Origin of the sequence: Sulfuriferula thiophila, assembly GCF_003864975.1 — a bacterium.
Lineage (GTDB): Bacteria > Pseudomonadota > Gammaproteobacteria > Burkholderiales > Sulfuriferulaceae > Sulfuriferula > Sulfuriferula thiophila.
In genome coordinates this window covers 85783-107083 of the sequence record NZ_BHGL01000028.1, presented here as the reverse complement: position 1 = coordinate 107083, position 21301 = coordinate 85783, and the positions used below count along the sequence as shown (strand labels likewise).

Sequence of the window (21301 nt, the reverse complement as noted above, 5' to 3'; positions counted from 1 at the left end):
TGAATAAAACAGGTACCGAAATAAAGACGCCCTGCCATTCATCTGATAGATACCAAGTAGGAATGTGCTCTGAAATTGATGTGGCGATGATGTTATCTCTTTCCGGATAAGTACGACGATGGACAACAATGAATTTCCTTACGGTCTGACAGTTGCCGAGGTGGAGTCCAGGCGACTGGCCGAAGGCAGCAACGAACTGGCGGCCGCTCAGGGGTATGGTTTGCGCAGAACTGTGCTGGAAGTCGTTCGGGAGCCCATGTTCTTGCTGTTGCTGGGGGCGGGCGGGATTTATGCGCTGCTGGGCGATATGCATGAGGCGTTGATCCTGCTGGGTTTCGTGTTCGTCATCATGGCGGTGACGATAGTGCAGGAGCGGAGAACCGAACGGGCACTTGCCGCCTTGCGTGATCTGGCCAGTCCGCGCGCACTGGTGATTCGGGATGGCAAGGCGGTGCGTATCGCCGGGCGTGAGGTCGTGCGGGATGATGTGCTGGTATTGAGCGAAGGTGATCGCGTGCCGGCTGATGCGCTGCTTCTTTCCTCCCATGATCTGGCAGCCGATGAGTCATTGCTGACCGGAGAGTCGGTGGCGGTTGCCAAGCATGCCTTGAGCCTTGAAACGGATAAATCCGACACAGCTAATCGCGTTTTTGCAGGTACCTTACTGACCGGCGGTCAGGGGCTTGCGCGTGTTACGGCGATTGGTGTCGCGACTGAGCTGGGCAAGATCGGCAAGTCGTTGGAAACCATAGTCACCGAGTCTTCACCGCGTGGGTATAAGTTCGTTCATACTATTCGAAGCGGTTAAATGGCTGGGTGTGAAAACGCAAACGGTATAGTCAGTTAGCTGCACGCGCGGGTACCTGTAGCTGGCTGATTTAGTGTGGATTCAGTCCGGTTGCCAGTTGCGCACAAAGCTTAGGAACGCATCCGCGGGTAAGGGCTTGCTGAAATGGTAACCTTGTACTTCAGTGCAACCCTGTGCTTGCAGAAATGCTAATTGTCCCGGTGTCTCCACGCCTTCTGCAATGGTTTCAAAACCAAGGCTGTGTGCCATGCTGATAATAGCGGCGACGATGGCCTTGTCTTCCGGATCGGTGCTGATGTCGCGGACAAAAGACTGATCAATCTTGAGTTTGTAGACTTTGAATTTTTTGAGATAGCTGAGTGATGAATAGCCAGTACCAAAGTCATCTATCGACATGCGTACGCCGCGACTATGAAGGTCATCCATTACCGCAATCGCAGCGAGCGGATCATCCATGGCCACGCCTTCTGTCAGCTCCAGTTCCAGATATTGCGGCGGCAACCCGACTTCTTCAAGTATGGTTGTGATCAGTTCCGGCAGGCGCACATGACGGAACTGGACTGCGGACAGGTTAACAGCCACCGTCATGGGCGCCATTCCTGCATCCATCCATGCTTTTAACTGCTGCGTTGCACTGCGTAATACCCATGCGCCAATTTGATGAATCTGGCCGCTGTCCTCGGCAACAGGGATGAATTCGGCAGGAGAAATCATGCCCAGCTCGGGATGCTGCCAGCGTACCAGCGCTTCGGCACCGATAATCTGGCCGGTTACTATCGAAATTTGCGGTTGATAATGGATGGCAAGCTGGTTGCGTTCGAGCGCACGGCGTAACGCATTTTCCAGGATCAGTTTGCGTGCAGAGCGCGCCTGCATTTCATTGGTAAAGTAGCAGTGACCATTACGCCCCGCTTGTTTGGCACGATACATGGCCACATCCGCAGCTTTGACCAGGCTGTCAAAATCGTCACCATCGTTCGGGTACATGGCAATGCCGATGGATGAGGTGATCGTCAGTTCATGATGGCCAAGATGGTAAGTCTGGCTAACGATGGCCAGTAATTTGTCGGCTACATGTGCCGCTTCATCGATATCGGTATTGGGTAACACAAATATAAATTCATCACCGCCCAGACGGGATACCGTGTCTACATCGCGCATGAGTGATTGCAGGCGTTGAGCCAGCATGATCAGCAATTCATCGCCAACGCGATGACCCAGATTGTCGTTAATGTTCTTGAAGTGATCGAGGTCGAGGAATAGTACTGCCAGTGATGTCCCGCTACGTTGCGCTATGCTGATGGCCTGATGGGCACGTTCATCCAGCAGCAAGCGGTTGGGAAGCTTGGTGAGCGGGTCAAAGTGTCCCAGTTGATGAATGTGTGCTTCAGCCTGTTTACGCTCGATAGCAATAGCAATAAAGTGCGCCGCCATTTCTATCAGCTGGATGTCATATGCATCGGGCTTGGTGGGAGTGCGATGATAAATGGCAAATGAACCCAGGATCTTATTATTGGCGGAGATAATGGGTTCTGACCAGCATGCGCGCAAATTGGCCTGTTCGGCGAGCGCTTTATAGTTTACCCAGAATGGATGGGTGGCAATATCTTCGATGATGGTGCGTTTGCCGGTATAGGCGGCATTGCCGCAGGATCCTACACCAGGACCGATTTGTTCAGTTTCGATAGCCTGGTTAAAAAAGTCAGGCAGGCTGGGCGCAGCGCCCAGCCGCAAGTGTTGCCCATCTTCGCTGAGCAACAGGATACTGCACAGATTGCCGGGTCGAACATTATCCAGCCGATGGGCAATCTCATCCAGTATGACGGTAAGCGGTTTGTCGCTGGTAATGCGTTCCAGCATGAAGTTGCGTTCCGCATCCATTCGTTGCGCATGGCGTTGTGCGGCGATGCGATCGAAATTCTCCAGTGCATAATCGATGTCCATCGCCATTTCAATTAGCAGGCTCCGGGCTGGCTCATCGAATGCATTGATTTTATTGCTGTAAATGTTAAAAGTACCTATGGCTTTGCCATTGCGGTGCAGGGGCAAGGAGGCCGAAGCGCCCCAGCCAAAATGAGCGCCTTGTTCGTGCCATAATGCGGTGCGCGGATCATGCTGAAAATCCTGGCACCAAAATGGCTGGTCTTTGTTGATGGCAGAGCCGGTCGGGCCGTTTCCATAGGGGTTGTTACGGTCTGTGGAGATAGTGATATTTTCCAGATATTCGACGCCTTCGCCATAACTTGCAACGGGGGTGACGCGTAGTTGCGCTTCATCTGCCCAGCCTATCCATGCCATTTTCATGCCGCCAAATTGCACTGCAGCCTGACATATCTGCGGGAACAGTTCCGCTTCGCTGGTGCTGCGCACAATAGCCTGATTACATTGGCTTAATGTCGCATAGAGCTTACTCATGTTGCGTAGCTGCTCTTCGGCTAGCTGGTGCTCATAATCCAGTTTGTTTAATTTTTTCTGTGTGGCAGCCAGCCAGTCCATGACGCTGTTTTTCATACCCGGAGCGACAGGAATAGCTGTAGTGAAATCGCCGTTGCCTATTCTGGCAATATGGGCATAAAGCGTATCAACCGGGCCACCCAGGGTTTTGTTCAGGGTCTGGTACGTGCGCCACAGCGTGTAAAGCAGCGCTAACCCGAAACAGATAAAGATCACTCGCAGTATGGTAGCTGTTGTTTCGGTTTGACGTACCTTCGCCAAGGTGCGTTCGGCCATCATTTCCTGAAATTCGGCAATAGGCTGCATGATGCCTGTTTTGGCCTGGTAGTATTTTGGGTTTTGTAACAGCCGCAAGGCTTCAATATGGAAGGTTTTGTTCTGCCGCAAGTCGGCTTCAACCAGTTCCATCGCCGCGAATTCTGTGCTGGTCAGCGCATCTGAATTTGCCTTGGCTTGCGCCAATTTGGCAAACTCTTGTTCGGTAAAACCCGCCTGACGCATTCTGTCCAGCAGCGCCATGGCTTTGCCGCTGTTCGGGCGTGGCCGTATATCATCAGGTGTGACTAAATCCCAGTAAATATTCTCATAATGGTCTGGTCGCACACGCTTGCCATTGCGGATGTCCAGAATTTCCTGATAGTGCTGTTTGTAAATCGGTTTGCCGGTGGCTGCATAGGCAAGCGCCATGCGGGTGAGATCGTCGGACGACTGGCGTAACTCATCGGCAAGCAGATAAGATTGCAGGCTTAATTCATTGGCGCGGTCAATGCGCTTTTCTGCCTTCACATAGATCGCAAAAGCGGCGGAAAGCGCAATGTACATGACTAGCGTTAGCCAGACGTGGCGGGTGACTTTGGTTGTGCTGATCACATGAGTCATGGCAAGACTATAGCATTATGTGTGAACGCTGCGCCACCGTACCGCGATGTTATTTAGCGATAATAAATCCGATATTGTGTACGGGGCACTCTAGCGCATGGTCCTAGAAAATTGCTGGTTTATCAGGTGCTTACCAGCAGCCAGATGCCGGTCGCTACCACTGCTGCGCCGGATATTTGCAGCAATGGCAGTGAGCCGTCCTTCATATATTTGCCTAGAGCGATACCCATACCATGTAAGGCGGCTGTGGCCAGCACAAATCCCAGCGCGTAGCTAACAGGTGATGCAGCCAGCGGGATGCTCCACAGTGCACGTCCGCCTTGTTGTGCTGCCCACATGCCGACAGCAAGCATGGCCAGCAGGTGATCGATGCCAGTGAAGGGATGGAGGGTGCCGGGCCACGGGCAAACTGTAATAATTCATGCTACTTCTCCTCGCTGATGCTGGTCTGATGTTTGCCGACTGATCCCGCTGTGCGCCAAATTTGTGCCTAGTGTATCGGGTTCGTTCATGGCTACTCCAGGTGAGTGCTATTCCAATTGCGATAATAGTTCACGTAAACGGACAAGTCCGTCGCATATATCCTCGGCAGGCGCTTTCAGGATTTCAGGTACGGCAGTGACTTCCAGCAGATCGGCGACAATGTCGCCTTCGACATTGTAATAAGTCAGCCACCATACGCCGGGGTAAAGGGTTTCGCGTACTTCGGTATTGCCGATGGCGTTAATCTGCGCGTGTACTTCACCTTCAGCTAAGGTGGTGCGCAGCAATTCGTAGTCGGTCGGGGTGACCGGGAGGCTGTGCAGATCTATCGCACCGGTTTCCCCGGTGGCCGTGAAGGCTTCCAGCAGTGCCACAATTTCATGCAGAATGGCGTCAGCATTGCCGGACAAGCCGTCCGCTCCGGTCGGTAGCGGGTTGATCACTTTGACACCGATATTGTCCAGGCTGCTCATGTGCGCCACGCTGCGATCAGGTCGAGGGTCAGGCTGCAAGCCTGCGGTATGGCTTGCGCCACTGCGGTAGTCGGTGCATCCCCCCAGCCTACGATGTCGGGCTGGATGCCGATCAGCGCGCGGCGTTCCGGCAGGTGTCCGGCCAGATGTGCAACGGCCATCAGATCGAGCAGGCCGACTTCATGTACGCTGCGTTTTCGGTTGACGCCAAGGAATCGATCCATGTCGGCGCCAACAAAAGCGCGTACCGCGTGTACCCCCACGCCTTCGTCGCAGAGCAGGGTGTTGCCGATACCGAGCACTAGAGTAACCATAAAAGTTATACTAAAATAATCCAGTAATGTGACTAGGGTTAATACTAGCACGCCAAATTCAAATAACAACCCACTGAAACAGTAGGGTATTTTTGTCCGGCAAGTTGTAGTGGTGTAATCCGGATCCGGGTTTATACTGGGCTAAATTAAGCGAGGTGCATCATGTGTCTAGCCATACCCATGCAAATACCGCCATTGATGGTTTCGTTGCGCAGGCTGCTGCCAAGGGGGTGGCACGCGAGGTCAGTCTGTTTCTGTTGCTGGATGAAATGCCGGTGGTCGGTGATTATGTGATGGTGCATGTGGGGTATGCGATCCAGACCATGACGGCAACCGAGGCGCAAAGTGCTTGGGAACTGTTTGACGAAATGCTGGCGATTGAGTCGGCCATGCACGGTGCATGAACCATGCTATGCCGGGCGCACCTGCCAGACTGATGGCGTTAAAACCTACATACACGCTGAGGTCAGTTGATGAGTCACGATGCCGCATACTGGTTGCAAAAAATCCGCGCGCTGGATTTGCCGCCGCGCGTCAAAATCATGAATGTGTGTGGTGGCCATGAACGCTCTATCACGCTGGCCTGCCTGCGGCAGTGGCCGGATTTACGCCGGAATCGCTGCTGGCGGCGACTTATTCAGTATTGCGCCAGTTACTGGCTGAGCGGCCTTTTCTCGATAACTGTTATCCACAGTTGGTGCGACCCGGTGGCAACGTCAGCGCGCGGCATCAACTGGCGCAGACGATGGACGTGGTCGATGCCAACTGGTGCGGCGTGGGCGTGATTGCTTCATCAGGTTTTGGCATTAATGCTGCGCTGGCGGCACATGATGCGCGGCTGCGTTTCCCTGCTTATGACGATCCGACACGCAAATGTGCCGGGGAAATGCCACCCGGTTGCGATTGCGCCAAAGGGGTCATGGGCAAGCTCTACCCGGATCAGTGTCGTCTGTATGGCACTGCCTGTACGCCACGCACCCCGGTGGGGCCGTGCATGGTGTCGGATGAAGGCGCCTGCCGTATCTGGTGGGCCAGCGGCATCAGGGAGGCGAAAGTCGCTTGAATAGTTCTGCCGCAGTGCATTTCGTTGTCTCCGGTCGGGTGCAGGGCGTGGGTTTTCGGCCATTTGTATTCAGGCTGGCGCAGCGTTTTGGTTTGAGTGGCTGGGTACAGAACCGGCTGGGGCTGGTTGAAATTCAGGTGGAAGGCAGTCTGCCGCATCTGGCCGCTTTTGCCGCGGCCTTGCTGGGTGAAGCGCCGCCGCTGGCACAGCCCAGCATACTCGCGCAGATGAAAACGCCCGCCACCGGCGCCAGCGGTTTTGCTATTCGCCCCAGTGTCAGCGATGCACAAGCGGATATTCATGTGCCGCCGGATTACTTCACCTGTGATGATTGTCTGACCGAGCTATTTGATCCGCAGAACCGCCGTTACCGTTATCCCTTCATCAATTGCACTCAGTGCGGTCCGCGCTATACGCTGATCGAGCATTTGCCGTATGACCGCGCTACGACCAGTATGCGCGGTTTCGAGCTGTGTCCCACTTGCCGGGCTGAGTATGAAAACCCGCTGGATCGGCGCTTTCATGCTGAGCCGGTGGCCTGCCCGCAGTGTGGTCCGCAGCTGTTATTCAAGAACGACAGATTGACGCTGATCGGTGCGGGCGCGCTGGCAGCCGCCGTCGCGGCTTTGCGTGCCGGCCAGATTGTGGCGGTCAAAGACGTGGGTGGTTATCACCTGCTGTGCGATGCACGCTCGGATGCCGTGGTGGCGCGGTTGCGCGAGCGTAAGGTGCGCCCGCATAAGCCGCTGGCGGTGATGTTCCCTGATCTGGCGAGCATGCAGCATGATGCAGCGTTGAGTGAAGACGAAGCGGTATTCCTGACCAGCCCGCTACGCCCAATATTGCTGGCAAATCAGCGGGAAGGCAGTCTGCTTTCTGCACACATCGCACCCGGACTGACGGAAATTGGCGTAATGCTGCCCTATAGTCCATTGCATCACTTGCTGCTGGCCGATTTCGGCGGGCCGCTGGTGGCGACTTCTGCCAATATCAGCGGTGAGCCGGTACTGACGGACAATGCCGAAACCGAAACCAGATTAACTGGCGTGGCCGATGCCTTCCTGCACCATGACCGGCCCATCGTGCGCCCTGCCGACGATCCGGTATTCCGCTTCAGTGCCGGTATTGCGCGGCCGTTACGGCTGGGGCGTGGCTGTGCACCGCTGGAACTGGAATTGCCGTTTGCGCTGGATACGCCGCTGCTGGCAGTGGGCGGGCATACCAAAAACACCATCGCACTGGCCTGGGGGCGGCGCGTGGTTATTTCACCGCATATTGGGGAGCTGGGTTCGCTGCGGTCGATGATGGTGTTTGAACAGGTCATCGCCGATTTGCAAAAACTGTATGGTGTTACTGCCAGCCGTGTAGTGTGCGATGCACATAGTGGTTATGCCAGCAGCCGCTGGGCGCGGAACAGCGGCCTGACACTGAATACGGTGTTTCATCATCATGCCCACGCGTCGGCACTGGCCGGAGAATATCCGGATATCAGCGAATGGCTGGTATTCACCTGGGATGGTGTTGGCTACGGCGAAGATGGCACGATGTGGGGGGGTGAGGCTTTGTTAGGCAAGCCCGGCAACTGGATGCGGGCGGCCAGTATGCGTCCGTTCTATCTGCCCGGCGGTGACACAGCCGGACGTGAGCCGTGGCGCGCTGCGGCGGCATTGGCATGGGAGACCGGCATGGCTTGGCCGGAGTTACCAGCGGACAGCGCGCTGGTACATGCCGTGTGGCAGCGGCGTCTGAATACGCAGCAAACCTCGGCCGTCGGACGGCTGTTTGATGCGGTGGCAGCGTTTACCGGGCTGAGCAGCCATGCGAGTTTTGAAGGGCAAGGGCCGATGTACCTGGAAGCAGCGTGCACAGGCAGTGTGTGTGATGCGATCACCTTGCCGCTAAGCCGTGATGAAGAGGGTGTGTGGCGCAGCGACTGGGCGCCATTAGTGGCGATGCTGCTGGATGCGACACTGAGTGTCAGTCAGCGTGCAGATCTATTCCACACCAGCATGGCGCATGCACTGCTGGCGCAGGTGCGAGCGGTGCAGGCCATACACCCGGTGCAGTGCGTCGGGCTGGCGGGTGGTGTGTTTCAGAATCGGCGATTGACTGAATTAGTGGTCAATCTGCTCACGGAAGCGGGGGTGAAAGTTAGACTGGCACAGCGAGTACCCATCAATGACGGAGGCATCAGCTTCGGTCAGATTATAGAAGCGGGGTATAGACATGAGTGAAATTTACATTACCCGTGGCGCACGGCAATGGCGGCCGCTATATGCGCGAACTGATCGAGCAGGTGTTTGCCCGTCATCTGGGTAATCCGCTGCTGGATGTAAATGTCGATGCGGCACGCTTGCCGTGGGATGCGGGTGAGCTGATGTTAACTACGGATGGCTTTACCGTGCAGCCGCTGGAGTTTCCGGGCGGCGATATCGGCAGTCTGGCGGTGCATGGCACGGTGAATGATCTGGCGGTGGGCGCGTGAGCAGTTTGGACTGAAAGGCGAGCTGGCATCGGATAGCGCCAGTGTGTTGCCCTTGACTCAGGCATTGCTGGATGGTCAGGATGCCGCGCTAATTGGTTATATGCAAGCCGGTCGGGTGCAGGTGGTGTTGCATACGCCGCTGGGCGGCACACGCATGCTGGATGAGCTGGAAGATGATCCGTTGCCGCGCATATGCTAAACAAAGTAACTGGTTAGGATTTTTTTGCAAAACCGTGTCAACTTCCGATCTTAAGACCGCGTTATATGCTGTGAGGTCGATGATTTTGTCATCACGCTCAACTAACCACCGATTTTTTACTTTAAGGATTTCAAAATGAACAAACTGTTGTCCGCTATCATCGCTGCTGCTTTTGCTGCTGTTTCTTTCTCTGCTGTTGCTGCTGATGCACCTGCTGCGCCAGCTGCTGAAGCTGCTAAAACCGAAATGGCTGCACCAGTAAAGCATAAAGCTAAAAAGCATCACGCCAAGAAAAAAGCAGCAGCTAAAAAAGAAGCCGCTGCTCCAGCTGCAGAAGCTCCAGCCGCTAAGTAATTCGCTTTAGTTGTACAAAAAGGCAGGGATATCCCTGCCTTTTTTAATGCAAAAAATAGTTGAGTACGCGTCTGCGTCTGCGTTTCAAACCATAAGAGACCTTTGCACGATTACTGCGCTCGCTACATTGTGCAAAGGTCTCTATAAATATCATTCAGCTTAGCCTGCAACCCCTGAACCAGTATCCATAATCCGATGTCTTACGCCAGTGCAAATCATAAGAGGTGATCTCATGTTTACGGCAATTAAGTTATTGGTAGTCTTGTTCATGGCGGGCAATGTCGCTTATGCAGACAATCTGCCCACCGTACATCAAATTTATCAGGCAGCTGAATCCGGTAAGCTGGATGATGCACATCGCATGGTCGAGCAGGTGTTGCAAGCCCACCCTGAGAGTGCCAAGGCGCACTTTGTCGATGCCGAGATATTGGCAAAACAGGGCGCATTATCCAATGCAAAAGCCGAGCTGGAAACCGCTGAAAAACTGGCTCCCGGCTTGCCTTTTGCCAAGCCGCAATCGGTAATGGAGCTCAAACAGCGAATTGCTGCAAGCCATCCGGCGCAGATCACGAATAACAGTGCATTGCAGCCTGTGCAAGCAAATGAAAAACCGTTCCCCTGGATGCTGCTGCTTGCCGGCCTGGGCGTCGTGCTGTTAATTGTATGGGTGATGAAATCCATGTTCTCGCGCAATACTGGCTCGTATCAACCGCAAATTGGCGGCCCGGGCCCGGGCCCGGTTCAGGGTTATCCTAATGGCGGTATGCCTGCCGGCCCATCCGGTTTCGGCGCTGCGCCTTATCCGGCTCAGGCGGGCAGCGGCATTGGCGGCAGCATCGTATCTGGTCTGGCTACCGGAGCGGCGGTGGGGGCGGGGATAGTAGCGGGTGAAGCGCTGATGCATCATTTCACCGACGGCTCGTCTGCAAGTGCGGCGAATAGCAATGAGTCCATAAGCAATGTACCCGTGCAGAGTAATGATGTGCAGCCGCAGTATGATATGGGTGGCACAGATTTTGGTTTGGCAGACAGTTCGTCCTGGGATGATGACAGTTCCAGCGATAGTGGTGGTGATGGCTGGTAGTGTGAATGGATAGTGCAATGGCGGCAGAAGTGCTGCTGGTCAGGTATACATTGATGCGTAAACAGCAGGAATATCTCTGCGTCTAAGCAGGTCGCTGTTGATGGCGGATTATCCGCAGTCGTCATTCACCCAGATTGCGTACATCCACTGACACCGCCAGCTCATGCTCACCACCGCCGAAAATGACGCCTTTGAGCGGTGTGATATCACCATAGTCACGGCCCCAGCCGAGCACGATATGCTGATCTACTGGAATCTGGTTATTGGTGGGGTCGAAATCTATCCAGCCCAGTTCGGGTACGTAAACCGAGAACCACGCATGGGAGGCGTCGCTGCCGACCAGCTTTTCTTCGCCGGGCGGCGGGAATGTTTCGATGTAGCCGCTGACATAGCGAGCGGCGAGTCCGTGTGCACGCAGGCAGCCGATGGCGAGATGGGCAAAGTCCTGACATACACCACGGCGGTGTTTCAGTACGGTTGCCAGCGGGGTGGCAAGGGTGGTGAAATCGGGATCGTAGGTGAAGTCGGTATGGATGCGTCCCATCAGATCGTTCACCGCCTCCAGCAAAGACCGCCCGCGCGGGAACGATGCCTGCGCATAGGCTGCCAACTCAGCAGTCGCAGCGATGAAAGGGGAGTCCAGCGTGTATTGCAGCGCATCCAGCGTTTGCGGGTCGCGCTGCTGGCCCAGTGTGAGGCGCGCGCTTTCCCAGTCTGCCCCCAGGGAAAAATTCAATTGTGCTTCCTGTGGTGCAATTTGCACTTCGCTGGTTGCGGTGACGATGAAGCGTTTGTGGGATTCACGAATAGAAAAATAGGCGACACGGTTGCCGAAGAAATCTTCGCGTTCATGATAATCGGTCGGCGACGGCGAAATCTGCAGTTGTGTGCGGTGACATTGCTGATTGGCTGTAACCCGCGGTAATAAACGCGCTTCGTTGTAGGACTGCCCGACAGATTCGCGGTAGTCGTATTCGGTTGTGTGGATGACCTGATAGCGCATGGCGTTATGTCGTCCTTAGCGGGGCAAGTGGTTGCGGGGCGCTTTCATGGCGGAAGTAGGTGGCGGTAACGGCATCGGACAGCGCACTTGTCAGATAATTGAGACGGGTGAGCAGTTGATCAAGATTCTGGCGTGTGCCGTTCTCGGCAATAGCGGTCAGCTCGGCGATGATTGCCAGGCGCAATGTGGAAGAGGCTTCCAGTGTCAGGCGTTGTTCAGGGCTAAGCAGGCCGCCCTGCTGCTCGCGCGGCAGTTTGCTGACGTGCTCCTGTAAACGTGCCGTCTGATAGGCTAGCGAGCGCGGGTTGTTTTCATCCAGCAGTAACAGTTCGAGAAATGCAACGAGTTCCATGTTGTTGCGATAGTGATGGCGATAACAGATCAGATTGTCGCTGGTTTCCAGCAAGGCTTCGATCAGCAGGTTTTCTACCGCTTCGCGCTTGTGCTGAACCAGCGTGGCACGCAGTAGCGCGAGCTGCAACACGTTACGTTCCAGGCGGCGCCCCATATCCAGGAACAGCCAACCATTGCCGCGGGTCATGTTCTCCATCACCAGGCCGCTAAAGGCGGACAATGATGTCACCAGTTTATCCAGCACATCCAGTACTTGCCCGAGTGTCGGCTTGGCCAGTTGCTGGGTGTTGTGCAAGTGTTCTTCCAGTTCTTCCATTACCCGCCAGGTATCCGACGACCACAGGTCACGCACGGTATAGCTGGCCTGCACCAGGCAGCGCAAGGTATTGGCGAGGCTGCCGATGCGTGTCTCATCCAATACGATGGAAAGTAATTCGGCATCCGGTTCTCGCAGCAGCGCTTGCGCATTTTCTGCCATGAATCCGGGCTGGGTACGGGTGATCTGGGTTATGGCGCGCAGCAGGCAATGCAGGCTTTCGGTGTATTCCCGGGCGCTGTGGTCGGGGTTGCCATGCAGTTTTTTTATGGTGGAGCGCAGCAGGCGGATGATGCCTTCTGCACGTTCGGCATAGCGTCCCACCCAGAACAGATTGTCTGCTGCACGGCTCGGCAATGCGCCGCTCTGGCTGGCGGCAACCTGGGCAGGACTGGGCTTCATGACCAGATCAGTGGTTTGTTCCGGCTCGGATGCTAATACCCAGGTGTCTTTGCTGATACTGCCGGTCTGGTTACTTACCAGTATGTCGTGTTTGTGTGACGCGCTGCGGGTTAGGCCGCCTGGCATTACCACATAGCCGTCGGCACGTGCCACCAGGAAGCTGCGCAGAATGGCATGGCGTGGCTCCAGCCCGCCGGGGACAAGAACGGGGACGGTAGAGAACTCTTCCTGTTCCTGTCCGACATAAAGCATCGGTTGTGCCCGGATGCGCGTGCGCCATTCGGCTAATTCTTTCTGGCTCAGCAGTTGGCCAAACACCGGGCGTGAGCCTGAGGTGCGACAGGTCGATTTGATCACCAGCTTGTGCAGATTGGCCAGCACATACTCCAGCTCTTTTGGTTGGCCGCACCACCATGTTGGCGCAGAGGGCAGGCGCAACTGGCGTCCCAGGAAATGTTCGGCAATGCCCGGCAGAAATGCCAGTAAGCCGGGGTTTTCCAGTACACCGCTACCGAGCGGGTTGGCGATAGCAACGTTGCCGTTACGCACGACCTCCACCAGACCCGGCACGCCGAGGCGGGAATCTTCGCGTAGTTCCAGTGGATCGCAAAAATCATCATCCACCCGGCGCAGAATGACGTCGACGCGCTCCAGTCCTTTGAGTGATTTTAGCCACACATAGCCATCACGTACGGTCAGATCATCACCCTGCACCAGCGGGTAGCTCAAGTAGGATGCCAGATAGGCGTGTTCGAAGAAGGTTTCGTTGAACGGGCCGGGGGTGAGCACCACAACACGCGGAGTGTCCTGGGATGGCGGGGCGATACTGTTCAGGCCGGCGCGCAGCGATTGGAAGAATAGTGCCAGCCGGTGCACGTGTGAATCACGAAACAGGCTGGGCAGTACGCGTGTCATGGCGACCCGGTTCTCCAGTGCATAGCCGGCACCCGATGGTGCCTGAGTGCGATCGCTCAGCACCCACATGTGGTTATCGGGTCCGCGCGCCAGATCGGCTGCGTACACTACCAGTTGATGTTTGCCGCGCAGCATAACCTGATCGCAGGCGCGTAAAAATCCGGGGTGACTATAAACCAGTTCCAGCGGCAGCAAGCCTTTTTTGATCAATTCCCGTGGGCCATAGATATCGGCGAGGATCAGGTTGAGCAGTTCAGCCCGTTCCTGCAAGCCGCTTTCAATATCGCTCCATTCTTCGCTGGAAACCAGCATGGGGACAGGATCAAGCTGCCATGGCCGGCTTTGTCCGGCGGGATCGCCGTAGACGTTGTAGGTAACCCCATTTTCACGCAGCAGTTTTGCCGCTTCAGTGCCGCGCCGTTCGAATTCGGTCGTGCCCAGCGTGTCCAAGGCGCGGATCAGGTACTCCCAGTGGGGGCGAACCTGTCCGTTACCGTCGAGCATTTCGTCATAGGTGCCAGGCAGGGGCGGGTACCACTGATCTGGTGCAAGTGCCTGCGTTTCGGGAAGGACGATTGTCATGTGAAGCTGTGGCCTGGAATGAGCGCCTGATTAAATCAGGCTTAGTGTCATCATTCTATTACGTTTATTCTGATGTTGTCATCCGGCAGGATGACAACCACAGAGGGATTTAATCAGGCTGAGATTGTGGGGTGTATTCGGTGACCCAGGTTTTAAGCTTATTTTTGACTTCGGTTTCGCAGACGATGCTGTCCTGAGTCAGCCATTCCATCGCCAGCGCCAGCCAGGCGTCGTCTACAGCGCGCGCTTGGGCGATGCGCAGTTTCGGGTGCGGGGTGGGTAAGGTGTGTTCGTCATCGGCGAGCAGTTCTTCATACAGTTTTTCGCCGGGACGCAGGCCAGAATAGACGATTTTAATATCGGTTTCACTGTACCCGGAGAGCCGTATCATGTCGCGAGCAAGGTCAGCGATCTTTACGGGTTCACCCATATCCAGCACAAAAATTTCACCGCCGTCACCCATTAAGCCGGCTTGCAGTACCAGCTGGCAGGCTTCGGGGATGGACATGAAGTAGCGGGTGATATCCGGATGGGTGACCGTAATAGGTCCGCCGTGGGCTATCTGTTCCTGGAACTTGGGAATGACGCTGCCGGAACTGCCGAGTACATTGCCGAAACGCACCGCTACGAAACGTGTGCGCGGTGTTTCGGCAGGCGCTGCATGCAGGCTCTGGCACACCATTTCTGCCAGGCGTTTCGATGCGCCCATGACATTGGTGGGGTTGACGGCTTTGTCGGTGGAAATGAGTACGAATTTGGCGACGCCATGACGCTGTGCCGCGCTGGCCAGGGTATAGGTGCCGAGCACGTTGTTGCGCATGGCTTGCCAGGCATTGCTCTGTTCCATCAGTGGCACATGCTTGTAGGCCGCAGCGTGGAAAATCACGGATGGGTGGTACTGGTTTAACAGATTGTCGACCACCGCGCGATGCTTGACGTCGCCGATCGCGCACAGAATGTGTACTTGTGGGAAATTGACAGCGAATTCCTGTTCAATTTTATACAGGGCGAATTCGCTCATCTCGAACAGGATCAGCAGTTTGGGCTGAAAGCGCGCAATCTGGCGGGCGAGCTCGGAGCCTATTGAGCCACCAGCGCCGCTCACCAGTACCACCTGGTCAGTGAGTAAGCCGTGCAGGCCAGCATCATCGAGTTGTACCGGATCACGCCCCAATAAGTCATCCAGCTCAATTTTGCGTAACGCGGATACCGTCACTTTGCCGCTGGCCAGGTCTTCAAAAGCGGGCACGGTGAGCGCGGCGACATTGGCTTCGGTGCAAATCTGCGCGGCATGGCGACGCACACCATGCGCGGCTGATGGCATGGCGATGACGGCGTGTTTGACATCGAGTTTTGCGGCATGGATAGGCAGGCTGTCCAGCTTGCCCAAGACGGCAACGCCATATAAATCACGGCCCTGTTTGGTAGGCATGTCATCGAGTAAGCCGACCACCCGCCATTCGTTACTGTGCGCCAGTTCGCGCACTAACGATGCCGCAGCACCGCCAGCGCCCAGGATAATGATCGGCTCACGGTCGCTGCTGAGCGCGCCGAAGCGATGTTCTTTCCATGCCCGGTATAACAAACGGCTGCCGCCCATGATGAGCAGCAGTAAAATAGGGTCAAGCACCAGTACCGAACGCGGTACGGTGGCCTTGATCTGAAACATGAATAACGCCAGCGGTATCAGCAACGCCGCTACTCCGACGGCTGTCAGGATGCGGCGCAAATCCGGCAGGCTGGCAAAGCGCCATATGCCCCGATACAGGCCGAAGCGCCAAAAGGCGAATGCCTGCACCGGCACTACCCAGGCCAGCGTACTCATTGCACTTGGCCAGTATTCGGAGGGAATGCTCAGGTTGAAGCGTAGCCAGTACGCTATTAGCCACGCCAGCGCAGCTGCGCTGATGTCGTGGGCAATAGCCAGCAGGATGCGAGAGTTAAATCGGGAGATCATGCGATGCGAGACGACCATTGTGGTTATGCAATGGTCGAATTATACCGCGATTTAACGTCCGCGCCCGCCGCTGCGATGCGGGCTGCTTGGTGCGCGCGCTACAGGTTTGGCTGCAGGGCGGCTGCTGGAGTTGCCGGCAGGGCGCCGATTCTGGCCGCCTTGATTGCCACCGCTACGCTGGCTGCCGTTCAGGATCGGCTCGGCTTTAATGCGCGGGTCGATTTCAAAGCCGGGGAACACTTCGGCGATGATCTGAGTTTTGGTCAGACGTTCGATGGCGGTGAGCAACTTGAGTTCGTCCACACACACCAGTGAGGTGGCTTCGCCTTCGCTGCCTGCACGGCCGGTGCGACCGATGCGGTGCACGTAATCTTCAGCTACGTTAGGCAGTTCAAAGTTGACGACGTGCGGCAGTTCGCTGATGTCGATACCGCGCGCGGCGATGTCTGTGGCTACCAGTACCTGCAGGGTGCCATCCTTGAATGTTTTCAAGGCGCGAGTGCGTGCAGCCTGACTTTTGTTGCCGTGGATCGCCATGGATGGGATGCCGTCTTTATCCAGACTCTCGGCCAGGCGGTTAGCCGCGTGTTTGGTGCGGGTGAAGACCAGTACCTGAAACCAGTTGTTATCTTTAATCAGCTTGGTAAGCAATTCACGTTTGCGTTCGCGGTCTACTGCGTAGGCTTTTTGTGAAATAAGGGTATTGGTGGCGTTACGGCGTGCCACTTCGATCGTGGTAGGCTTGATCAGCAGGCTGTCCGCCAGGGTTTTGATCTCATCCGAGAACGTCGCCGAGAACAATAAGGTCTGACGTTGTTTAGGGATGAGCGCCATGACTTTTTTAATGTCACGGATAAAGCCCATGTCCAGCATGCGGTCGGCTTCATCGAGCACCAGAATTTCAACTTGTGACAAGTCGACAGTTTTTTGCTGGACGTGATCAAGCAGGCGGCCTGGCGTGGCGACTAAAATATCCACACGGCCACGCAATTTCTGAATCTGCGGGTTGATATTGACACCGCCGAACATCATCATCGATGTGAGTGGCAGATATTTGCCATATTCGCGTACGCTTTCTTCTACCTGAGCAGCGAGTTCGCGGGTAGGGGCCAGAATCAGTGCGCGGATCGGTGCGCGGCCAGTGCCTTTGGCAGGCATGGTGGATAAACGATGCAGAATCGGCAGTACAAAGCCGGCAGTTTTGCCGGTGCCGGTCTGGGCGCCGCCAAGCAAATCGCCGCCGGTAAGGACGACGGGGATGGCTTGCGCCTGAATTGGGGTAGGTTCGGTATAACCGCGCTCAGTAACAGCGCGAACGATGGCTTCGGATAAGCCGAGGGTAGCAAATGACATAAATTTCCTGAAAACAGATCGGCCTGTCGTTACCTTGAGTGTAACGCCAGTCTAGGGCAGGCAGATGAAGAGAATAAACCAGAATCGTTATGCGAGGACTGGAGCGTGCATAACGAGAACGTGCATTATAACAGAAAACGCTAATATATTGCGAAATCCTGAAATGCCGGGGGTGAGGTTGGGGCGTGGTTGTGCAAATTGGCTGGAGTAATTTGTGCTATGTAAGAATTTGCGCTGTGAATAAGGTAATTCTTGACGGTGTAATGTGTATGAATTACGCTGTCAAAAATTTGGGGCTTAATGTAATAAATATAACTATCAGGGGGAATCATGCAACTCAAAGTCAGCACTATCATTGGTGCAACCGTATTGAATTTACTGGCACTGCCTTCTGCTCAAGCTGAGCTTATTCGCGGCGCCGTGCTACAGAACACGCACAAAGCCTGGGAGGTTGATAACAGGCCAACCGGGAAAGGCTGGGGCGAGAAGCCGCCTGCCGGTCAGGGTTATGCTGTGGCTACCGGACGCAAGAATACCGGGGCTAACGGGATTAATTACCATGGCGGTCCGCTGATATTGGGTACGACCAATGTTTACTATATCTGGTACGGTAACTGGGCTGGTAATACCGCAACCAGCATCCTGCCAGATCTGATTGCCGGATTGAGCGGTTCGCCCTATTACAACATTAATACCAGTTATTATGATGGTGCATCGGTTGCGGTGACGAATTCGACACTGTTGAAGAAAAGTGTAACCGACAATTACTCGCGCGGTACGGCACTGGCGGATGCAGATGTGACGGCGGTGGTGAGCAACGCTATCACCAGCGGTGCATTGCCGGCTGATCCCAACGCTGTGTATTTTGTGCTGACCTCTGCGGATGTGAATGAGACATCCGGTTTCTGTACTTCTTATTGCGGCTGGCATACCCACGGCACCATAGCCGGTCAGGATATCAAATACTCATTCGTGGGCAATCCCGATCGCTGCCCGAGTGCCTGTGAAGCGCAAACTACCGGTCCTAATGGTAATGCCGGAGCGGATGGCATGGCCAGCGTGCTTACGCATGAACTGGAAGAGGCGGTGACCGATCCCGATCTGAATGCATGGTATGACACTCTGGGACAGGAAAATGCTGATAAATGTGCGTGGAAATTCGGCACGACCTATACCACCAGCAACGGCTCAAAGGCTAATATGAAACTGGGTGCGCGTGACTTCCTGATTCAGCAGAACTGGCTGAACGCATCTGGCGGGTTATGTACATTGGCGTATTAATACGTTGGGTCGGTATAGCTTGTTATGCCTCTTAACTTTCACGCAAGGAGAATATTAAATGAGCCAATGCTTCAAAGACCACGAATGCGACGAGCAGGAGTTACACAAGAACACCAAGCCCATCTCGGAATGCAAAAGCTATTTCACCGAAGAAAATGGGCGCAAGGTCAAGATTACCGAAGTACCAATACTGGGCTGTGAGTGTATCTGGCGCACCTACCAAAAAGAGGCCGAAGACATCGTAGCACCCGGCGGCAAGCTGATCGCCAATCCGGTTGAGCGCAACAAACGCATTAACGCGGCTTACGCCGCGCTATGGCTGGACGATCATCGCTTTCAGTGGGCAGGGCTGGCGGCTTTCGCGTCAAAACAAGTCGGGTGCGGGTTACTGCATGCCGCAGATTCCGTTGGTCGCATCCAGAAAGAACATGACGCTGCACAACGCATGACGCAAAGTGCGAAACCGATATTCAGCATGCCCGGCTTGAATATCGGCAAGGTCGATGACAAAGCACAGAAAGATTGGGAACAGGCACGCCAAAACAACCCCATTCCAACGGCGGATGTTCGCCGCACGGGTGAAACTTACTCCGCCGCCCAACAGCAATTCATGCACGTCTATGACATGCTGGCCTTGGGCAACACCACCTTGTTTCTGGATGTGTTCCCGCTGCATGCGTTCTACAAGAAGCGTGGGTTGCAGGAGTTTAAGCAATGTTTTCCAGCCCGAAAGAAAATCACAGACAATCCCAAGTTTCCTGTGCTGTGGCCTATTGGTGGCAAGGTACAGTTTGGCCAGAACTTTGAAGAGATTCTGCAAGCCTTCGAGGCAATTGAGGCGGGACAGATAGCAACGGGTGTTGAATGGCTGGCGCGGCACGAACAGAAAAACATCCTGCAACCGGCGATGTACAGCAACCCTCAGTTGGTTACCCTGTTACGGGGCAACCATGCAGCATATGTGACGGACATGCTGTCCGGTGTGCCCGAGGCCGTTCAGGTGACATTGGCGAGCGAGTGCCGCTTGCCCGAGACTGACCCTCGTACCGTTGGCTTCGGCAACAACCCATTAGCCAATCTGGCTGACCTTAACCAACGCATGCCCTTCGTGCTTCGTGCTGCAAAACGCTTCGACGATATGCTGCACAATCTCAACCGCTCGCTGCTGGAGCAATCCCTGCAACGGATTGCGGCGGGGCATAGCGTGCGATGAAAGCCATTCAATGCTTTTGGTGGCGCTATCGGCGCGAAACGCTGGTCGGGCTGGCGCTCATGCTGGTGGCGGCTGCGTGGCTTTTTTCAATAGCGCACGCGAGCACACCGGAAGTGGTGCTGGTGATAGGCGAGCCTTACGAGCAGATGCGCAAGCACTCCAGTGCATCTCTCCCTCCTGTGATTCCAGGGCACGTCTGGGGTGGGGATGTCGAAAAACCCGCGATATTACGGTTCAACGACCCTCAGTTCGGTTTTACAACACCGCCAGCAAAATTTTTGGCGGTTAGCCACGATGAACAGGGGCGTGTTGCCACTGTCCGTATGTCCCCCCAGGTCGATACGCTTACGCTGGATGAGGCGTTGAAGGTTGTCCTTGGTCTACAAGAGCAGTTGCGGCGCGGGGGATGGAAAGTACTGAGCGTTCGTGGGAATGGCGATGCTCCCTACATTGATACGCCAGAAGTTAGAGAGAAAATAAAGCAAGGCAAACCCTACCAAGCCTATTGGGATGCCGACAAGAAATATGGCGTATCGTACTGGATAGCGCGTTTTGCCGATGACAAGCGCCCGAAAGAAGAACGTTACTTGATTACTTTAACGATCGGTAGGTCATGGCGGGTAGCATTGGACTTGGACGAATAGTCAAAAGCTAATTTGTACCCTTTTCGCTGTTAAAGAGGTATAACAATTCATTCAACCGGACGCGCTAAAGCGCGCCGGTTAATTCGGGAGACATCCCCTTATTTAAGTTTAATCGCGGGTTGTCGCGTGTAATCGGGACGAATGGGTGATGGAGGTTGTATGAAAAAACTGGCTTTATTCTTGTTAATGTTTTTAGTTACCGTGTCTGGTGATACCGTATTGGCTGCACAAATCAGTGATCAGAAAACTTCTGTTCCCACGGTTACCCGCCTTGTGCAAATATTTGGCAGTTTGGAGCATGATCTTGGCGATAATGCAAAAAATGGTAATATCGATGCAGTAGGCAAAATGCTGATGGATGATTTCGAGATGCGGGTGGGTGCCATGCCTGGCAATCCGGTACCGCGTGCACAGTGGTTGCAGCAAATTATACAGCGTCCCGGCTTCCTAGCCGACATTCAGCAAATGGCAGTGCATGACTACGATAGTGTGGCAGTGGTCAGTTTTTTGCTGAAGCAGGACAAGTCGGCAAAAACATCTGCTGATATTTACATGGTGGATGTGTGGAAAAAAGTCGGAGATAAGTGGCTACTTGCCGTACGTTATGCAAGTCCGGCTGGCAGTTCTCGATTTGCTATCCCAGGCTTGGCGGCGGATATGCCACAGCTGGACAAGCGCTATTAAC

20 protein-coding genes are annotated in these 21301 nt (G+C 54.9%); 12 read left to right on the top strand and 8 right to left on the bottom strand.

Translation table 11 applies throughout. The features are described from left to right. The first annotated feature begins 118 nt into the window (after nucleotides 1-118). A complete protein-coding gene (locus EJE49_RS09420) occupies nucleotides 119-808 on the top strand; it encodes a P-type ATPase actuator domain-containing protein (RefSeq protein ID WP_124950190.1) in 690 nt (229 codons plus the stop codon). Nucleotides 809-889: 81 nt separating this feature from the next. On the opposite strand, the gene EJE49_RS09415 is transcribed toward EJE49_RS09420, so the two are convergent. The 4 genes from EJE49_RS09415 to EJE49_RS09400 form a co-directional block, all read right to left on the bottom strand. Beyond that, complete coding sequence (locus EJE49_RS09415) at nucleotides 890-4141, bottom strand: bifunctional diguanylate cyclase/phosphodiesterase (protein WP_189941809.1); 3252 nt, start codon at nucleotides 4139-4141, stop codon at nucleotides 890-892. Between the two features lie 122 nt (nucleotides 4142-4263). Then, a complete protein-coding gene (locus EJE49_RS09410) occupies nucleotides 4264-4557 on the bottom strand; it encodes a HupE/UreJ family protein (protein ID WP_223246902.1) in 294 nt (97 codons plus the stop codon). Nucleotides 4558-4671: 114 nt separating this feature from the next. Next, a complete protein-coding gene (locus tag EJE49_RS09405) occupies nucleotides 4672-5097 on the bottom strand; it encodes a hydrogenase expression/formation C-terminal domain-containing protein (protein ID WP_124950188.1) in 426 nt (141 codons plus the stop codon). Beyond that, a complete protein-coding gene (locus EJE49_RS09400; RefSeq protein ID WP_124950187.1) occupies nucleotides 5094-5411 on the bottom strand; it encodes a hypothetical protein in 318 nt (105 codons plus the stop codon). Before EJE49_RS09400 ends, EJE49_RS09405 begins: the two co-directional genes overlap by 4 nt. Before the next feature lie 164 nt (nucleotides 5412-5575). Between EJE49_RS09400 and EJE49_RS09395 the strand changes: the two genes are divergently transcribed. The 7 genes from EJE49_RS09395 to EJE49_RS09370 all read left to right on the top strand — a co-directional run bounded on the left by EJE49_RS09395 (nucleotide 5576) and on the right by EJE49_RS09370 (nucleotide 10596). Continuing rightward, complete coding sequence (locus tag EJE49_RS09395; RefSeq protein WP_223246898.1) at nucleotides 5576-5815, top strand: HypC/HybG/HupF family hydrogenase formation chaperone; 240 nt, start codon at nucleotides 5576-5578, stop codon at nucleotides 5813-5815. A 179-nt stretch (nucleotides 5816-5994) separates the two neighbouring features. After that, nucleotides 5995-6474: a HypD family hydrogenase formation protein gene (locus tag EJE49_RS09390; RefSeq protein ID WP_124950186.1), complete on the top strand. Its 480-nt coding sequence runs from the start codon at nucleotides 5995-5997 to the stop codon at nucleotides 6472-6474. Beyond that, nucleotides 6471-8708 (top strand): carbamoyltransferase HypF, encoded by a 2238-nt coding sequence (gene hypF / locus EJE49_RS09385; protein ID WP_124950185.1) that lies wholly within the window; start codon nucleotides 6471-6473, stop codon nucleotides 8706-8708. Before EJE49_RS09390 ends, hypF begins: the two co-directional genes overlap by 4 nt. Next, a complete protein-coding gene (locus EJE49_RS14250) occupies nucleotides 8705-8959 on the top strand; it encodes an AIR synthase family protein (RefSeq protein WP_223246896.1) in 255 nt (84 codons plus the stop codon). Before hypF ends, EJE49_RS14250 begins: the two co-directional genes overlap by 4 nt. Continuing rightward, complete coding sequence (locus EJE49_RS14245) at nucleotides 8937-9158, top strand: hypothetical protein (protein ID WP_223246895.1); 222 nt, start codon at nucleotides 8937-8939, stop codon at nucleotides 9156-9158. The genes EJE49_RS14250 and EJE49_RS14245 overlap by 23 nt, the downstream gene beginning before the upstream one ends. A 135-nt stretch (nucleotides 9159-9293) precedes the next feature. Beyond that, nucleotides 9294-9512 (top strand): hypothetical protein, encoded by a 219-nt coding sequence (locus tag EJE49_RS09375; RefSeq protein ID WP_124950184.1) that lies wholly within the window; start codon nucleotides 9294-9296, stop codon nucleotides 9510-9512. 232 nt (nucleotides 9513-9744) lie between these two features. Then, entirely contained in the window at nucleotides 9745-10596 is an 852-nt protein-coding gene (locus EJE49_RS09370) for a tetratricopeptide repeat protein (RefSeq protein ID WP_124950183.1), read from the top strand. 121 nt (nucleotides 10597-10717) lie between these two features. Here the strand turns inward: EJE49_RS09370 and EJE49_RS09365 are convergent, their stop codons facing one another. The 4 genes from EJE49_RS09365 to EJE49_RS09350 form a co-directional block, all read right to left on the bottom strand. Then, the gene (locus EJE49_RS09365) at nucleotides 10718-11599 is read right to left on the bottom strand and encodes a transglutaminase family protein (protein ID WP_124950182.1); all 882 of its coding nucleotides are present in this window, start codon (nucleotides 11597-11599) and stop codon (nucleotides 10718-10720) included. A 4-nt stretch (nucleotides 11600-11603) separates the two neighbouring features. Continuing rightward, complete coding sequence (locus EJE49_RS09360) at nucleotides 11604-14168, bottom strand: circularly permuted type 2 ATP-grasp protein (protein WP_124950181.1); 2565 nt, start codon at nucleotides 14166-14168, stop codon at nucleotides 11604-11606. A gap of 109 nt (nucleotides 14169-14277) precedes the next feature. After that, nucleotides 14278-16143 carry a polysaccharide biosynthesis protein gene (locus EJE49_RS09355; RefSeq protein WP_223246894.1) on the bottom strand — a complete coding sequence of 622 codons (1866 nt, stop codon included), beginning with the start codon at nucleotides 16141-16143 and terminating at the stop codon, nucleotides 14278-14280. Between the two features lie 33 nt (nucleotides 16144-16176). Next, nucleotides 16177-17478 (bottom strand): DEAD/DEAH box helicase, encoded by a 1302-nt coding sequence (locus EJE49_RS09350; protein ID WP_124950180.1) that lies wholly within the window; start codon nucleotides 17476-17478, stop codon nucleotides 16177-16179. 330 nt (nucleotides 17479-17808) lie between these two features. On the opposite strand from EJE49_RS09350, the gene EJE49_RS09345 reads away from it, so the two are divergent. From EJE49_RS09345 to EJE49_RS09330, 4 genes are all read left to right on the top strand, one after another. Continuing rightward, nucleotides 17809-18759 carry a hypothetical protein gene (locus EJE49_RS09345; protein ID WP_124950179.1) on the top strand — a complete coding sequence of 317 codons (951 nt, stop codon included), beginning with the start codon at nucleotides 17809-17811 and terminating at the stop codon, nucleotides 18757-18759. Between the two features lie 58 nt (nucleotides 18760-18817). Continuing rightward, nucleotides 18818-19972 (top strand): DUF2515 family protein, encoded by a 1155-nt coding sequence (locus EJE49_RS09340; RefSeq protein WP_124950178.1) that lies wholly within the window; start codon nucleotides 18818-18820, stop codon nucleotides 19970-19972. Beyond that, entirely contained in the window at nucleotides 19969-20616 is a 648-nt protein-coding gene (locus EJE49_RS09335; RefSeq protein ID WP_124950177.1) for a hypothetical protein, read from the top strand. The genes EJE49_RS09340 and EJE49_RS09335 overlap by 4 nt, the downstream gene beginning before the upstream one ends. A 159-nt stretch (nucleotides 20617-20775) precedes the next feature. Next, a complete protein-coding gene (locus EJE49_RS09330; RefSeq protein ID WP_124950176.1) occupies nucleotides 20776-21300 on the top strand; it encodes a nuclear transport factor 2 family protein in 525 nt (174 codons plus the stop codon). The last annotated feature ends 1 nt before the right edge of the window (nucleotide 21301 follow it).

Excerpts from the sequence above, each read along its gene's own strand:
- EJE49_RS09420 (WP_124950190.1), top strand. The coding sequence starts at position 119 with ATGGACAACAATGAATTTCCTTACGGTCTGACAGTTGCCGAGGTGGAG.
- EJE49_RS09355 (WP_223246894.1), bottom strand. The coding sequence starts at position 16,143 with ATGGTCGTCTCGCATCGCATGATCTCCCGATTTAACTCTCGCATCCTG.
- EJE49_RS09415 (WP_189941809.1), bottom strand. The coding sequence starts at position 4,141 with ATGACTCATGTGATCAGCACAACCAAAGTCACCCGCCACGTCTGGCTA.
- EJE49_RS09365 (WP_124950182.1), bottom strand. The coding sequence starts at position 11,599 with ATGCGCTATCAGGTCATCCACACAACCGAATACGACTACCGCGAATCT.
- EJE49_RS14245 (WP_223246895.1), top strand. The coding sequence starts at position 8,937 with ATGATCTGGCGGTGGGCGCGTGAGCAGTTTGGACTGAAAGGCGAGCTG.
- EJE49_RS09400 (WP_124950187.1), bottom strand. The coding sequence starts at position 5,411 with ATGGTTACTCTAGTGCTCGGTATCGGCAACACCCTGCTCTGCGACGAA.
- EJE49_RS09370 (WP_124950183.1), top strand. The coding sequence starts at position 9,745 with ATGTTTACGGCAATTAAGTTATTGGTAGTCTTGTTCATGGCGGGCAAT.
- EJE49_RS09360 (WP_124950181.1), bottom strand. The coding sequence starts at position 14,168 with ATGACAATCGTCCTTCCCGAAACGCAGGCACTTGCACCAGATCAGTGG.
- EJE49_RS09340 (WP_124950178.1), top strand. The coding sequence starts at position 18,818 with ATGAGCCAATGCTTCAAAGACCACGAATGCGACGAGCAGGAGTTACAC.
- EJE49_RS09405 (WP_124950188.1), bottom strand. The coding sequence starts at position 5,097 with ATGAGCAGCCTGGACAATATCGGTGTCAAAGTGATCAACCCGCTACCG.
- EJE49_RS09330 (WP_124950176.1), top strand. The coding sequence starts at position 20,776 with ATGAAAAAACTGGCTTTATTCTTGTTAATGTTTTTAGTTACCGTGTCT.
- EJE49_RS09350 (WP_124950180.1), bottom strand. The coding sequence starts at position 17,478 with ATGTCATTTGCTACCCTCGGCTTATCCGAAGCCATCGTTCGCGCTGTT.
- EJE49_RS09375 (WP_124950184.1), top strand. The coding sequence starts at position 9,294 with ATGAACAAACTGTTGTCCGCTATCATCGCTGCTGCTTTTGCTGCTGTT.
- EJE49_RS09335 (WP_124950177.1), top strand. The coding sequence starts at position 19,969 with ATGAAAGCCATTCAATGCTTTTGGTGGCGCTATCGGCGCGAAACGCTG.
- EJE49_RS09345 (WP_124950179.1), top strand. The coding sequence starts at position 17,809 with ATGCAACTCAAAGTCAGCACTATCATTGGTGCAACCGTATTGAATTTA.